This is a genomic window from Secundilactobacillus kimchicus JCM 15530 (genome assembly GCF_001433995.1).
GTDB lineage: Bacteria > Bacillota > Bacilli > Lactobacillales > Lactobacillaceae > Secundilactobacillus > Secundilactobacillus kimchicus.
Genome location: NZ_AZCX01000002.1, coordinates 101,805 through 115,547, shown reverse-complemented (window position 1 = coordinate 115,547; position 13,743 = coordinate 101,805). Strand labels below are relative to the sequence as shown.

15 protein-coding genes are annotated in these 13,743 nt (G+C 47.8%); 6 read left to right on the top strand and 9 right to left on the bottom strand.

Going from position 1 to position 13,743, the window contains the following annotated elements:
• Nucleotides 1-7 precede the first annotated feature (7 nt).
• On the bottom strand, nt 8-1,390 hold the full coding sequence (locus FC96_RS02985; protein ID WP_056941964.1) for a class II fumarate hydratase: 1,383 nt from the start codon (nt 1,388-1,390) through the stop codon (nt 8-10).
• A 603-nt stretch (nt 1,391-1,993) separates the two neighbouring features.
• Between FC96_RS02985 and FC96_RS02980 the strand changes: the two genes are divergently transcribed.
• Nucleotides 1,994-2,668, top strand: coding sequence for a VTT domain-containing protein (locus tag FC96_RS02980; RefSeq protein ID WP_056941963.1), 675 nt, complete (start codon nt 1,994-1,996; stop codon nt 2,666-2,668).
• Here the strand turns inward: FC96_RS02980 and FC96_RS02975 are convergent.
• The 3 genes from FC96_RS02975 to FC96_RS02965 form a co-directional block, all read right to left on the bottom strand.
• Nucleotides 2,665-3,105, bottom strand: coding sequence for a MarR family winged helix-turn-helix transcriptional regulator (locus FC96_RS02975; RefSeq protein ID WP_056941962.1), 441 nt, complete (start codon nt 3,103-3,105; stop codon nt 2,665-2,667). The two genes, FC96_RS02980 and FC96_RS02975, sit on opposite strands and share 4 nt — an antisense overlap.
• Nucleotides 3,106-3,261: 156 nt before the next feature.
• Complete coding sequence (locus tag FC96_RS02970) at nt 3,262-3,624, bottom strand: YxeA family protein (RefSeq protein ID WP_056941961.1); 363 nt, start codon at nt 3,622-3,624, stop codon at nt 3,262-3,264.
• Nucleotides 3,625-3,713: 89 nt separating this feature from the next.
• Nucleotides 3,714-4,388, bottom strand: coding sequence for a Crp/Fnr family transcriptional regulator (locus tag FC96_RS02965; RefSeq protein ID WP_054659194.1), 675 nt, complete (start codon nt 4,386-4,388; stop codon nt 3,714-3,716).
• A gap of 271 nt (nt 4,389-4,659) precedes the next feature.
• Here FC96_RS02965 and FC96_RS02960 point away from each other — a divergent pair, with 271 nt between their 5' ends.
• The 5 genes from FC96_RS02960 (at nt 4,660) to FC96_RS02940 (ending at nt 8,881) form a co-directional block, all read left to right on the top strand.
• The gene (locus FC96_RS02960; protein WP_056941960.1) at nt 4,660-5,781 is read left to right on the top strand and encodes an ABC transporter ATP-binding protein; all 1,122 of its coding nucleotides are present in this window, start codon (nt 4,660-4,662) and stop codon (nt 5,779-5,781) included.
• Complete coding sequence (locus tag FC96_RS02955; protein WP_056941959.1) at nt 5,774-6,598, top strand: ABC transporter permease; 825 nt, start codon at nt 5,774-5,776, stop codon at nt 6,596-6,598. The genes FC96_RS02960 and FC96_RS02955 overlap by 8 nt, the downstream gene beginning before the upstream one ends.
• Nucleotides 6,595-7,398, top strand: coding sequence for an ABC transporter permease (locus FC96_RS02950; protein WP_056941958.1), 804 nt, complete (start codon nt 6,595-6,597; stop codon nt 7,396-7,398). The genes FC96_RS02955 and FC96_RS02950 overlap by 4 nt, the downstream gene beginning before the upstream one ends.
• A 1-nt stretch (nt 7,399) precedes the next feature.
• The gene (locus FC96_RS02945; protein ID WP_056941957.1) at nt 7,400-8,473 is read left to right on the top strand and encodes an ABC transporter substrate-binding protein; all 1,074 of its coding nucleotides are present in this window, start codon (nt 7,400-7,402) and stop codon (nt 8,471-8,473) included.
• A 66-nt stretch (nt 8,474-8,539) separates the two neighbouring features.
• Nucleotides 8,540-8,881 carry a hypothetical protein gene (locus tag FC96_RS02940; protein WP_054659192.1) on the top strand — a complete coding sequence of 114 codons (342 nt, stop codon included), beginning with the start codon at nt 8,540-8,542 and terminating at the stop codon, nt 8,879-8,881.
• A 53-nt stretch (nt 8,882-8,934) separates the two neighbouring features.
• Here FC96_RS02940 and FC96_RS02935 read toward each other — a convergent pair whose 3' ends face one another.
• From FC96_RS02935 to FC96_RS02915, 5 genes are all read right to left on the bottom strand, one after another.
• Nucleotides 8,935-10,086, bottom strand: coding sequence for a 5-methyltetrahydropteroyltriglutamate--homocysteine S-methyltransferase (locus tag FC96_RS02935; RefSeq protein WP_056941956.1), 1,152 nt, complete (start codon nt 10,084-10,086; stop codon nt 8,935-8,937).
• A 485-nt stretch (nt 10,087-10,571) separates the two neighbouring features.
• Nucleotides 10,572-10,973: a hypothetical protein gene (locus FC96_RS02930; protein WP_056941955.1), complete on the bottom strand. Its 402-nt coding sequence runs from the start codon at nt 10,971-10,973 to the stop codon at nt 10,572-10,574.
• Between the two features lie 153 nt (nt 10,974-11,126).
• Complete coding sequence (locus FC96_RS02925) at nt 11,127-11,336, bottom strand: hypothetical protein (protein WP_054659188.1); 210 nt, start codon at nt 11,334-11,336, stop codon at nt 11,127-11,129.
• A gap of 53 nt (nt 11,337-11,389) precedes the next feature.
• On the bottom strand, nt 11,390-12,670 hold the full coding sequence (locus tag FC96_RS02920; protein WP_056942163.1) for a dihydroorotase: 1,281 nt from the start codon (nt 12,668-12,670) through the stop codon (nt 11,390-11,392).
• 2 nt (nt 12,671-12,672) lie between these two features.
• Complete coding sequence (locus tag FC96_RS02915; RefSeq protein WP_056941954.1) at nt 12,673-13,620, bottom strand: aspartate carbamoyltransferase catalytic subunit; 948 nt, start codon at nt 13,618-13,620, stop codon at nt 12,673-12,675.
• Between the last annotated feature and the right edge of the window lie 123 nt (nt 13,621-13,743).

Sequence of the window (13,743 nt, the reverse complement as noted above, 5' to 3'; positions counted from 1 at the left end):
CCTCCTATTACTTGTCAATGTTGGTCATATCAATTGGGACAACCCACTCGTCAAACTGTTCAGCGGTCACTTGGCCCGATCTAACAGCTGCTTCCTTTAGGGTGTCGCCATCCTTTTCAGCCTGTTGCGCAATTTTGGCGCTGTCGTGGTACCCAATGTGAGGTGAGAGAGCCGTAACCGTCATCAATGATCGATCGACTAATTCCTCCATCCGTTCAGCATTAACCGTCAAGCCGTGAATCATCTTGTCTGCGAAGCCCGTCATAGTCCCAGTCAACAATTCAGCAGATTCGAGGAAGGCGCTGATTAAAACGGGTTTGTACACGTTCATTTCGAAGTTTCCTTGGCTTGAAGCTAAATCAACTACGACGTCGTTTCCCATCACCCGTACCGCAGCCATGGTGATGGCTTCAGCTTGGGTTGGGTTGACCTTTCCTGGCATGATGGAAGATCCGGGTTCGTTAGCTGGAATGTTAAGCTCTCCGTAACCCGCTCGCGGCCCGCTCGCAAGGAACCGCACATCGTTTGCAATCTTCATCAAGTCAGCGGCTAACGTCTTGATGGCACCGTGAACCACGTTTAACCCTGAGTGCGCAGCCAACCCATAAAACTTGTTTGAATCAGCAGTAAACGGATGTTCATAAACGGCACTCATTTTTTCGGCAATGGTGTCAGCAAAGTGTGGCGCAGCATTTAAGCCGGTTCCAACAGCGGTCCCGCCCATGGCCACCTCACTCAAAGTTGCGTTCAAAGTCTTCAAGTAACCAAGATCGTGCTCAACCATGCTGGCCCAACCACTAACCTCTTGACCAAAGGTTAACGGCGTCGCGTCTTGCAAGTGGGTCCGGCCGATTTTAACGGTTCGCCAGTATTTTTCCTGCTTTTCCTGCAACTCGTCAAGCAGATGTTGAGCGGCGGCTTCCAGCTTATCAACAGCAACCGCAGCGGTAATATTCATTGCCGTTGGGAAGATGTCATTCGAACTTTGGCCGTGATTGACATCGTCGTTTGGCAATATTTCAATAGAACCGTCAATCTTGGCCGCCATGTGGGCCACAACTTCGTTAACGTTCATGTTGGTTTGCGTACCTGAGCCGGTTTGGTAAACCACCAGCGGGAAGTCTTTACGGAGTTCTTCATCACTCAGTGCAAGCAATGCGTCAATCGCCTTCACGATTAAATCAGCTTTTTCGCCAGCAATTGCAGCAACTTCCTTGTTCGCTTGAGCCGCTGCTTTTTTAATTTGTAACAACGCCCGAATCAATTCCAACGGCATTTTGGCACCGGTCGGAAAATTGTGCCGACTCCGTTCCGTTTGCGCGCCCCATAAAGCATCAATAGGAATGTTAACTGGACCTAAAGTATCTTCTTCAACACGGTAGTTTTCCATAGTAATACACCCTCCAATAATTGGTTTCAAGATATGTGAAAAAATTAACTTGTTTGTGTACAACATTACGATGTCTATACTTTATGCCCCGGATGATTTCATAGTCAAATACCACAGTAGTCATAAATATTACTTATAAGGGTTGCTAAAGCGCCGTTGTAATCGCTTCCGAAAACTAGTATTTCGGATTTAATCCCATTATCCGGTTTCAAAATTATTGTACGATTATTCACGACACTCACCTTGACCAATCATCACAAAAAAGTCACACGCTTTTAAGCTTGAATTAAGCTCCACCACGTAAAGTAGGGACCATAGAAAGCGAAAGGAAGTCCTGCAAATGACAAGTTATTCGCAGTCCAACCACTCAATGATTGAACTCAAATAGGTTTTAAAACCTGCTTCACTCCTCACGTTTGTTCCCCAAACAAACAGAATTAAATTCACTTTTAGAGCTTTTAATGTCCCCCTACATTAAAAGTCCACAACGATTCAAAACAAACTTCATACGCTTCACTCCTCGCCACCGTCATTCCCCCTCAATGACGGTGGTTTTTTTAATGCTGATTTGACGGTATACTACCTTGAAAAGGGGGGGATGAGATGACTTTTATTCGCTGTCACAAACGGCTTGCAGCTATTTTGATGATTGCTGCAACGCTTATCATGATTTTAATTATCTGGCGGTTTAAGGCCGAACTACAAGACCTAACGGACGTCACAACCGATCGGCAAACTTTAATTAACGCTTTCCAAAATAAAAGGCCAATTGACTTGGCCCTTTACACGCTCTTATTGATGTTAATGATTTGGCTCCCGGGAGCCCCCTATTCAATCCTGGCCGTTGTCTCCGGCATCTGTTTTGGCCATTGGACTGGCTTTGCCTTAAATCTGACAGCGGCCACCCTAGGAAACTATTCGGTCACTAGCCTGCTGCCGCTCCTCGAAAAACGGCGCCAACAACCGCCCTCAACAAGTCGGTTATACCGGGATTTGTTAAAGGTTCGCCACCCTCGACTGGGACTTGTGCTTGGCTATGCCATTCCCTTTGTCCCTAGTATGGTCGTCAACCTAGCCGCTTCTCGTCTGATTTCATCCGGTCCGACACGATTTACCCTATGCTTTCTTGGCAGTTTGCCGACTGCCGCCCTCTATGCTTTGGGGGGTGACGCTTCACTTCGTGGTGACGGAATCCGGCTTATCACCGTCGGCGTTATTGCCGTTCTACTACTCGGGGCCGTTCGATTCATTCATCACGACCACGTTGACCCGGCTTAGTCGGTCGTAAAATCCTCATTAGTTAATGACGTATAGTAGTCCAGAATTTGGTTAAATGCCTGCATTTGGCTCGCTCCAAACCGGGCTTCGACCTCAGCGTTTTGGCGGGTCATGTATACCCGAATATCGTGAGCCAGATTCGTGGCCTTAGCCGTTAAAATAACCTGCTTTTGCCTGGCATCTTGGGGCACAGAAACCCGCTGAATCAACGCTTTTTTCTCCATTCGTTGTAGAATCATCGTCATTGTTGAACGTTGAACGTTAAACTCGCGTTCAATATCGCGCTGAATCAACTGTTTTTCGCTGTTACGACTTAAAAAATCAATAATCGACATCTGCATGCTGGTTAACCCGTAAGTTGCTGCAAAGCGATCAAACTGGTGAACTAGCTGATTGGATGCGCGCCTTAGCAACCGGCCCGTATTTACAGTGGCCATTTATTTTCCTCCTTTAGTCGACTTGCCAACGGCTTGGCCGACTGACTCTGCTGCAATTCATTGTACCGCCAATCAAGGCCTAAACAACCTTAATTGCAAAAAAACCGTCGATCTTAGGACGAATCCTAATCCACGGCTTTTCACTATCCATATCATTTAATGACGCAAATGGTTCTGGGCCTTTTGTGGCACCGCTGCCCATTTAACGCCTTCATAATTCTTAACGCCTTTAGCGGCCGTCCATAAAATCTTAATGTAGTGACCCTTAGTAAACTTCTTGTCACCCATTGTATTCACTGTCAGCATCCGGGACTTTCCGTCCTTATCATACCCCTTAATGTGGTAGACATAGTAGTAGCCTTGTATGGTGCCCTGATCGTCCTTTGATGGCTGGCGGCTACTTGCTTCGCCGACCTGACCGTAATAACTGGTCCCCCAACCATCGTAGACTTTTCCAACAACAAATGGTGCGGCAATCAAAATGGCAACCACGGCTAGGCCAATCCAAAGTTTTTTCATCCGTTTGTCCTCCAAACAATAGGTTAGTTACTTGACTAGCTAACTATATATCGCCAGGTTTCAATATGCAAGTAAAGAATTTCTAAACGTTAATTTTTAACCAACATTAACCCATCAACGTCAACCAGTTCAATATGGTTACGACCGGATTGGTTGATTAGCCCCGCCTTTGAAAACGCGGTTAACTTGCGGCTAATGGACTCAGGTGACGTCCCTAAATACGCGGCCAGGTCCTTTTTGGCTAACGGTAGCTTAAAGGCGCGACTCGAAAGTTCCGCACTGGTTTCAATCAGATAATTCGCCAGTCGTTCAGCAACACTCGCCGTGAGTGTTTGCGCAGACTGGTTTTCCAATTGGACAACACGTTGGCCCAAGACATTTAACATATTACGCGCAACAGCGGGCGCCTCAACCAGAAGTTGTTGGAAATCCGCCCGCTCAATGACACAAACATCGGTATCCGTTAAGGCCTGAGCAGTAGTTTCGCGGGTGCCTGCAGTAAAAAGACCAGCTTGGCCGTCGAAATCGCCACTGTTCAATACTCGGATCAACTGTTCACGGCCAGACGCCGTTTCTTGCACAACCTTCGCCTGCCCTGAAGCCACAATGATCAACGTATCAGCAGCCGAACCGGCCATAAAAATAAACCCGTCCTTTTCAATATGCCGCTCTTTAACCAACCCGGCAACCGCTTGAATCGCGGCATCCGACAGCCCCGTAAAAATTGGCACTAGTCGCACACAGGCCTCTGCATCATGATGCATCACTAAACCCCTCCCCTTATTTGGCTTGATTACCGTCATTATACCGCATATAACCACTTGGCTGAAAGAGTGTCAGCAAGGAGAAGTTAGCGCCTAACTAACCGTTATTTCACATCATCACGGTGCCTTAGCAGCGCTAATCGTCCACTATTCCGCCTCTAATCAACCTTAGTAATTAAACGCAATAAGTTGGTTTTGCCGCTGCTTAACCGTATAATAAAAGTTGCGAATCAACGCGAACTTAAACTTTAACATAATTAGGAGGGGAATAATGGTAGAACCTATCGTTTCCTTGAAAAACGTTCACAAGCGCTATGGTGATGCCGAAGTTTTAAAGGGCATCACCATCGACCTCGAGCAGGGTAAATTTTACACTCTGCTGGGCCCCTCGGGATGTGGTAAAACCACCATTTTAAGAATCATCGCCGGTTTTTCTGACGCCACGGAAGGTGATGTCTATTTTAACGGCGACCGGATTAATGATTTACCAGCCAATAAACGCAAAGTTAACACCGTTTTTCAAGACTACGCCCTGTTTCCACACATGAACGTGCACGATAATGTGGCGTACGGGTTAAACCTTCAAAAAACCGCCAAAAACGAAATTGACGACCGGGTCCAACAGGCCCTGACATCCGTTCGGTTAGCTGATTATGGCAACCGCGAAATTAGTGAGCTATCGGGTGGTCAAAAGCAACGGGTTGCGATTGCTCGGGCCATTGTCATGCAACCCAAAATGCTACTTCTGGATGAACCGTTATCGGCACTGGACGCTAAGCTGCGTCGGGACATGCAATATGAACTCCGCGACTTGCAAGAACGCCTTGGGATCACGTTCTTATTTGTCACCCACGACCAGGAAGAAGCCCTAGCGATGAGCGATGAAATTTTCGTCATGAATGTGGGACAAGTCTTACAAAGTGGTTCTCCCGTTGATATTTACGATGAACCGATTAACCATTTTGTCGCCGACTTCATCGGTGAGAGCAACATTTTAACCGGCAAAATGATTCGCGATTATGAAGTGGAATTTGTCGGCAAACGGTTTGAGTGCGCCGATGGGGGGATGGCCCCTAACGAACCCGTCGAAGTGGTTCTGCGGCCCGAAGACCTCGACATTACCACGGTTGACGACGGAAAATTAACCGTCACCATCGACAGCCAGCTATTTCGTGGCGACTACTACGAAATTATCGCCTATGACGGTGACCATAACGAGTGGCTAATTCATTCGACCAACCCAGCAACGGACGGCGAAACCGTTGGCTTGACCTTTGAGCCTTACGATATTCACGTCATGCGTTTACACGAATCCGAAGCAGAGTTTGATGCGCGAATTGAGACCTATACCGAAGAGACCCCTGAAGACGAGGGGGCGGCCAGTCATGAGTAACCGGCGTTTTTCTAACTGGGCGTTTTACGTTCCATACGGTTTGTGGATTGGGTTGTTTGTGATTGCACCGGTTGCACTCATTATCTACCAGTCTTTTTTAAACCTCGACCACCACTTTAGTCTCGAAAACTACGCCACTTTTTTTAAGTCATCAACCTACTTGATGATGACGGTTAATTCGGTCTGGTGGGCCTTTTTAATCACTATTTTCACCCTATTGATTAGTTATCCAACAGCCTATTTCATTCACCAGTTGAAACACGCTCAGCTTTGGCTGCTGCTGGTGATTATGCCAACGTGGATCAATATCTTGCTCAAGGCCTATGCTTTCATTGGTATCTTTAGTCAATCTGGCATTATTAACCAATTTCTGGGCCTATTCGGGATTGGTCCCGAGCAGTTTTTGTTCACGAACGCCAGTTTCTTATTTGTCGCCACGTACATCCAAATTCCGTTTATGATTTTGCCCATCTATAACGCTCTAGATGATCTAAATCCTTCATTTATTAATGCGAGTCGTGATCTGGGCGCAACAAATTGGCAAACTTTCTCCAAGGTGACTTGGCCACTGACGCTGCCAGGGGTTAAAGCCGGTATTCAATCGGTCTTTATCCCGTCGCTTTCCCTATTCATGTTGACCCGGCTAATCGGTGGTAACAAAGTCATCACCCTTGGGACGGCGATTGAGGAACACTTCCTCACAACCATGAACTGGGGCATGGGATCAACGATTGGGGTGATTTTAATCATTGCAATGGTGATTATCATGATTCTAACTGGCGATCGCAAGTCATCCGAAGGGAGGCTAACGCGATGAGTAAGTTCCGATTTAGATGGTCTAATGTGTATCTGCTGATTGTTTTCTTGATCCTATACGCACCCATCGCCTTTTTGATTTTCTATTCGTTTAATAGTGGCACCACCATGGACCACTTTGACGGGTTTACCCTACAACACTATGGCGAACTCCTGGCAGATAGCCGGCTGATTGCTATCGTGTTAAATACCCTTTTGATTGCCTTATTGTCAGCCTTATTAGCAACAACCATTGGGACTATGGGCGCTTTATGGATTGACCGCCTAAGCCGGCCCTTCTTTAAAAACACGGTGTTATCACTCAACAATATCTTGATTGTGTCGCCAGACGTTATCATCGGGGCTAGTTTTCTGATTTTTTTCACGATGTTGCACGTGCCGTTGGGCTTCTCATCGGTGTTGCTGAGTCACATCGCTTTTTCCATTCCGATTGTGGTCTTAATGGTGTTGCCTAGACTACGGGAAATGAACCGGAGTATGTTGGATGCGGCGGCCGATTTGGGCGCCAATCGGCGTCAGATTTTCAGTTCTGTTATCTTGCCCTTCATCACACCTGGCATTTTTTCCGGTTTCTTCATGGCCTTAACGTACTCGTTAGACGACTTTGCAGTGACATTCTTTGTTACCGGTAACGGTTTTTCAACGCTATCTGTTGAAATCTACTCACGCGCTCGGCAGGGAATTAGCCTTGAAATTAACGCGTTATCGGCCCTCATGTTTATCGTGACTTTAATCATGATTGTCGGTTACTACTTTGTTCAACAATCAGCTAGCCGACGGCGTCGAAGGGAGGCGCGTTAACGTGAAACGACTCATGTCGCTTGTCATCGTCATTTTAGCTGTTTGTGGGCTGCTTGGTTTTTCGGCCAATCAGCTCCAGCAAAATGACGCGCCGGATGGTGGCAAAAAAGTGCTCAATTTATACAATTGGGGGGACTACATTGACCCGGCACTCATCCAAAAGTTTGAGCGTCAAACCGGCGTCCACGTCAACCTTGAAACCTTCGACAGTAACGAAGCCATGTTCACCAAAATTCAACAGGGGGGAACAAGCTATGACTTAGCCGTCCCTAGTGATTATATGATTGAAAAGCTCCGGTCGGCCCACCTGCTATTACCCTTAAACCAATCGCGGGTTCATGGCCTTTCAAACATCGGCCACGCCTTTTTGAATCAACCTTTTGACCGAAACAATCGTTATTCGATCCCCTACTTCTGGGGCACACTGGGCATCGTCTATAACGATAAAATGGTGAAACCCGGTGCCGTTCAACACTGGAATGATCTCTGGGCTAAAAAATACCGGAATCAAGTGATGTTAGTTGATTCTGCACGTGATGTCATGGGGTTTGCCTTAGCCTCGAATCACGCTAGTATGAACACGACTGATCCCGCTACTTTACGGGCGGCTCAGCGCAAACTTGAGCGGTTATCCCCCAATGTTTTAGCCATCGTCGGCGATGAGATCAAGATGTATATGGCCCAAAATTCGGCAGCCCTAGCCGTTGATTGGTCCGGGGATGCCTCTGAAATGATTAGTAACAACGCTCACTTGCACTATGTCGTGCCATCAGAAGGTAGCAACCTCTGGTTCGACAACCTAGTCATCCCGAAAACGGCCAAACACTTTGACGCCATCTACCAATTCTTGAATTTTATGTTAAAACCCGAAAACGCCGCGCAAAATGCGACTTACGTTGGCTACGCCACCCCCAACATGGCGGCCAAAAAGCGGCTGCCTAAGCGGGTGCGAAACGACCGTCAATTCTACCCGGATACCCAAACCATGAAGCACCTACAGGTTTACAAGAACCTCTCACCAAATATGGTCGGGTTGTACAATGATTTATACTTGGAATTCAAAATGCACCACTAACTTCAAACGCAGAACCATTGCATGCCACCACTGGTTTGCACTAGAATAATTGTAGAGGTGAATCATATGACAAAACAAAACGAAAGCAAAACCCGTCATAATGTCATCATCGACATGAACGATTTTATTTTAGAGTACGCTGCCCGCCGTTTGGGGAATAAAAATGACCTAGCCGAAACGGTATACAACGCGGCTAAGAACGATTTGAAAGGACTCGACACCCTTTTCAACGACCAAGGTGAAGCCCGAGAACACGTCTACACTGCCGTTGCTGAAGGTTTCATTTCAGACGACCAACCGGCTTTAGACCAGGCACAGGCCAAGCAGGCCGCCGATAAAATGGCTGTCGAAGCGATGGCTTACCTTGGTAGTCACCTCAGCGACTTTGATCGCTGGAAAAATAATTAGGCTCCTTCGTCAAAAAAGGATTGACCAAAAATATGGCCAATCCTTTTTTTATTTTAGTCTCCCCACACAATCGTGGCAATCTTTTTAACCAAGGCAATTTTATCCCATTGTTGTTGTGCCGTTAGCACATTGCCTTCTTCGGTGGAAGCGAAACCGCACTGCGTACTTAAACACAACCGATCAAGTGGCACATACTTGCCCGCTTCATGAATTCGATCAATGATGGTTTCTGGATCCTCAAGCTGCCCGTCCTTTGACGTGATCAAGCCCAAAACTACCAACTTGTCAGTTGTCACTTTCTTCAAGGGTTCAAATCCCCCGGCCCGTTCACTATCGTATTCTAAAAAGTAAGCCGAGACGTTTTCCTGTGAAAATAATGGGTCTGCAACATTATCATACCCACCAGCTGACGCCCAAGTCGAATGGTAATTGCCGCGACAAATGTGCGTGTTCACCGTTAAATCAGTTGGTAACTCGGCCAAGGCTAAATTATTTACCGTGACGTATTGCTGTTTTAAAATGGCGAGCTGCTCATCACTTGGCGCAAAATCAGGCTGTGCACCATCATGAGCACTAACCAACATCCCCCACGTACAGTCGTCGAATTGGATGCTACGACAACCCACCGCATACAGGTCCAGGATAACTTGACGGTAAGCCGTCGCAATCGCCTCAATCAACTCATCATCCGTCGCATAAATGGCCTGAGTCGTCGCTCTGTTTTCCGGACGTTGCAGTTCGGCCAAAAATTGGGCGGGGGCTGGAATCGTTTGCTTAACTTCCACGTTTTGACTTGCGTGGGATCGGGTAAACTTGAAGTGGTCAACAAATGGGTGTTGACCACCGCCAATCTGTCCGGTCAACTGAGCGCTTTCTGCTCGAGTCACTTCGTCGTGGAACGCGTAACCCGCAGCAGCCTGCGTTTTGGCCACGCCTTGTAGGCCCCAAAAGAAATCCAGATGCCACCAACTACGCCGAAATTCACCGTCGGTCACGCATTTTAGACCAGCCTTTTCTTCACGATGAATCAATTCGATAATCGACTGATCTTCCACCGCCGTTAATTCTTCACGGTTAATGGCACCTTCCGCAAACTGCTGCCGAGCCAATTTCAATGAATCTGGTCGTAAAAAACTGCCGACAACGTCGTACCGAAATGGTGACGTTGTCCGTTTTGAATAGTGGGTTGATACTTGTTCACTCATGTTAACTCTTCCTTTCCTTGGTGCCTTATTTTCAGTCATCCATCTGTTTCGTTTCCCGCATCAATGCACGGCCGCCTGTACTTAACCATTGGCCACTCATTGCGAGACCCCCTTTGCGGCAAAACAAAAAGCTTCCGCCCCAAAACGATCCACTCGTTTTAGGGGCGAAAGCTCGCGTTACCACCCTAGTTCATGTGACCCTCACAGACCACATCTCAAGGTACCTATTGATACCCGGCCAGCTATCGGTGGCACCCGGAAGCCCAGCGTTAACTCGACTTCAGCTCAGAGCTCATCTTCATTAGCTTGACGCGTACCGGTTTACACTATCCCAGCTCACTTTAACGCGGCCACCAACTACTCTTCTCTTCAACGCTTGATTAGATTAACATTAAATTTAATTTAGATTATAGCGAGACAACAATGAGTTGTCAACCGCCATTAAACAAAAAAAGCGGGTGCTTGAAAGCACCCGCTTTTGTCGTTTATTTAACAACGATATCATAGTGGTTACCACGCGTCCCGCGATCGTGAACCACCCCAACGCCGAGGGGCGTCTTGATTTTTGTTCCAAATTTTTTGCTATTTGCCAGAATCAAGTAACCGTTTTTATCCTTACCATTCAATGTGAACGTCCCATCAGACGTGTAAGCACCCATTCCAAGTGCTCTGGAACCGTTTGGTGAATAGTAGGTAAACACCCGCTTGTGGTAATGAACCCGCCCCATCCGTTTGAACGCTTTAACCGTCATCACAGCATCGGTGGCCGGATTATACTGGGACTTTGCATCAACATGGGTTTCGGCTTGACGGCCGAACAGAAACGATGTCCCACCAATTAGGGCAACAAATAACACAATAACCAACGAAATTTTCTTTAAAGACAAGGTCGATTCTCCTCATTTAGACGTTTATGGGTGACAATCATCACCCGCCGAGTTAACACAACCCTGTCATTATAGAAAATTAACGTTACGATAAAGTCTCAACTAGGTTAACCTTTCAACCGTAATTGACATATTTGTCACATAACTGACACATTACGCGTGGTCGGCTTCGAAAAAGGCCCGTCTCAAATCCGCCCCGACAATCTCTAAACACAGTGAAATCAATTGATCAGGCATGTAATCCTTAGCATCTAACGTTGCGGCGTGACCATTGACCCGCAAAATTTTCGTGGCTGACGTTTCTAGCTTAATTTGGTAACGGGCCAGCAACGGTTTTAGGCGACGCAACTGTTCAACTGTCATGGTGCCACTCCCTTTCTCACCCATTGTAGCGGATGAGGGACTTTCAGGAAAGCCTAACGCTGATAGACGACAGTTCCACCGACCATTGTCAAAACTGTCTGTCCGGCTACAGTCTCACCCATGAACGGACTGTTATGCCCTTTTGATTGGAAGTATTCAGGGGTTACCGTCTCCGTAGTGGCCAAGTCAAAGACCGCGATGTCAGCGGGTTGACCAACGGTTAAACGACCAGCCCCGGATAAGCCAAAGACTTCCGCAGGTCGGCTTGCCAGCCAGTCAATCAGTTGTGCCAAGCTCACCACTCCGGGCCGAACTAGCTTGGTATAAAGTAGGCTAAACGCCGTTTCATTGCCAACAATTCCAAAGGGCGCCTGCCGCATCGACTGGGCCTTTTGGGCGGCCGTATGGGGAGCATGATCGGTGGCAATCATATCAATCGTTCCATCAAGTAATCCCGCCAGTAACGCCTGCTGATCAGTAGGTGCGCCCAACGGTGGATTCATCTTAAACTGAGCGTCGTCGCGGATAATATCATGGTCGTTTAACAACAGGTGGTGCGGTGACACTTCCGCTGTGACGGCGACGCCATTTTGCTTGGCTGCCCGAAGCACGGCAACAGTTCCCGCAGCGCTAACATGACAGACGTGATAATGGGCACCCGTTGCAGCGGCTAAAGTCACGTCTCGAGCGACTTGGGCGGTTTCACTCACACTCGGAATTCCCGGTAAGCCTAGCTTTCGCGAAATTTCGCCCTCGTGCATCACCCCACCGTGAACCAGGCTGTCCGCTTCCGCGTGAGCAACGATCGGTACCCCCAATACGGCGGCCTGTTGCATCGCTAAGTACATCGTATCCGCCGTTTGAACACCATTACCGTCGTTAGTAAAGGCCATGGCTCCTAACGCGGCCATTTGGTCAAAGGCCACCAGCTGGTCACCTGTTCGCCCTTGAGTAATTGGGGCGTATTGCTGAACATGAACAACCGCTTGGTCAGCGTTTCGTTGCAGCTGAGCGGCAAACCGTTCCGGTGTATCTGGGACTGGCAACACGTTAGGCATGGCCGCTACGGTCGTAAATCCACCATGAGCGGCTGCCTGAGTCCCGGTTTTGATGGTTTCTTTTTCAGTCTCACCAGGGTCTCGAAAATGTTCGTGGACATCCACTAATCCTGGACTGACAAAGGCCCCTTGCAAGTCAATGACGTCACTATCGCCGGTATCCGCGGAACCGGCATCGGAGATTTGGCTAATTTTTCCAGCCGTTATCACAACGTCACAAGCAACAAGCTGATCCCCGATGAGTCGCTGACCGTGACTTAAAACCAACCGTTCCATCATTAATAGCCCTCCTCAACCAGGCCGCGATACCGCAACAAGCTGGTGACAATCGCCATCCGGATAAAAACACCGTTGCTCATTTGTTGAAAGATTCGTGACCGGTCACACTCCACAAGGGTGTCAGCAATTTCAACTCCCCGGTTCACTGGCGCCGGATGCATAATAATAGCAGCCGGTTTCATTCGTGATTCTCGTGCTGGCGTCAACCCGAATTGGGCGTTATAAGCCGCTTTTGAGAACCCGGTGTTTTCAGAATCTGCCAACCGTTCGTGTTGTACCCGCAAAAACATCAAAACATCGGTCGTGGCCACCAAGTCGTCCAAGGGTTGCCAGTCGCCGTAGGCCGCAAAACTGTCATCATACCATTCTTGAGGCCCACTAAAACTAACTTGAGCGCCGAGTTTGGTCAGAATTTCCATGTTTGATCGAGCCACCCGGGAGTGAACCAAGTCACCAACAATGCCCACGTGGAGCCCGTTGAAGTGACCAAATTCCTCATAAATGGTCATCATGTCCAACAACGACTGGGACGGGTGTTCACCCGAACCATCACCACCGTTAGCAATTCCCAAATGGATGGCTGGATCGTTGATTAACGTCTCGTAATACCGGGTTTGCGAATCACGAATGGCGACCATATCAACGCCTAAAGCTTGGAACGTTTTGACCGTATCGGCCATACTTTCACCCTTGTTCAAGGAGCTTGCTTTAGGATCAAAGTTAATCACTTGCAGGCCTAATTTTCGTTCAGCCATTTCAAAGCTACTATGGGTCCGGGTACTGCTCTCAAAAAATAAATTGGCCGCGTAAACCGGCCGCTTAAATTCAACCTGCTTGCCAGCCTTAAACTGTTGGGCTTCCTTAATAAATTGCAAGACTTCAGCAGCACTGAGGTCACTCATTGACAAAACATTTGCGTAACTTAACGGCTTGGTGGTTTCTAACATTAACTCGTCCTCCTAATGAATAAACGCGCCTTGCCGTGTTCGCAAAGCGCGTAGTTAGGTCGAGTTTCATACCTAAGGACGTTTTGCTCTCACGGGAGACAATTAAATCGCCATAATCAAAAA

Coding starts and splice junctions, on each gene's coding strand:
- FC96_RS02940 (WP_054659192.1), top strand. CDS start 8,540: ATGACAAAACAAAACGAAAGCAAAACCCGTCATAATGTCATCATCGAC.
- FC96_RS02950 (WP_056941958.1), top strand. CDS start 6,595: ATGAGTAAGTTCCGATTTAGATGGTCTAATGTGTATCTGCTGATTGTT.
- FC96_RS02985 (WP_056941964.1), bottom strand. CDS start 1,390: ATGGAAAACTACCGTGTTGAAGAAGATACTTTAGGTCCAGTTAACATT.
- FC96_RS02965 (WP_054659194.1), bottom strand. CDS start 4,388: ATGCATCATGATGCAGAGGCCTGTGTGCGACTAGTGCCAATTTTTACG.
- FC96_RS02915 (WP_056941954.1), bottom strand. CDS start 13,620: ATGTTAGAAACCACCAAGCCGTTAAGTTACGCAAATGTTTTGTCAATG.
- FC96_RS02980 (WP_056941963.1), top strand. CDS start 1,994: ATGACTTTTATTCGCTGTCACAAACGGCTTGCAGCTATTTTGATGATT.
- FC96_RS02960 (WP_056941960.1), top strand. CDS start 4,660: ATGGTAGAACCTATCGTTTCCTTGAAAAACGTTCACAAGCGCTATGGT.
- FC96_RS02920 (WP_056942163.1), bottom strand. CDS start 12,670: ATGGAACGGTTGGTTTTAAGTCACGGTCAGCGACTCATCGGGGATCAG.
- FC96_RS02970 (WP_056941961.1), bottom strand. CDS start 3,624: ATGAAAAAACTTTGGATTGGCCTAGCCGTGGTTGCCATTTTGATTGCC.
- FC96_RS02925 (WP_054659188.1), bottom strand. CDS start 11,336: ATGACAGTTGAACAGTTGCGTCGCCTAAAACCGTTGCTGGCCCGTTAC.
- FC96_RS02935 (WP_056941956.1), bottom strand. CDS start 10,086: ATGAGTGAACAAGTATCAACCCACTATTCAAAACGGACAACGTCACCA.
- FC96_RS02975 (WP_056941962.1), bottom strand. CDS start 3,105: ATGGCCACTGTAAATACGGGCCGGTTGCTAAGGCGCGCATCCAATCAG.
- FC96_RS02955 (WP_056941959.1), top strand. CDS start 5,774: ATGAGTAACCGGCGTTTTTCTAACTGGGCGTTTTACGTTCCATACGGT.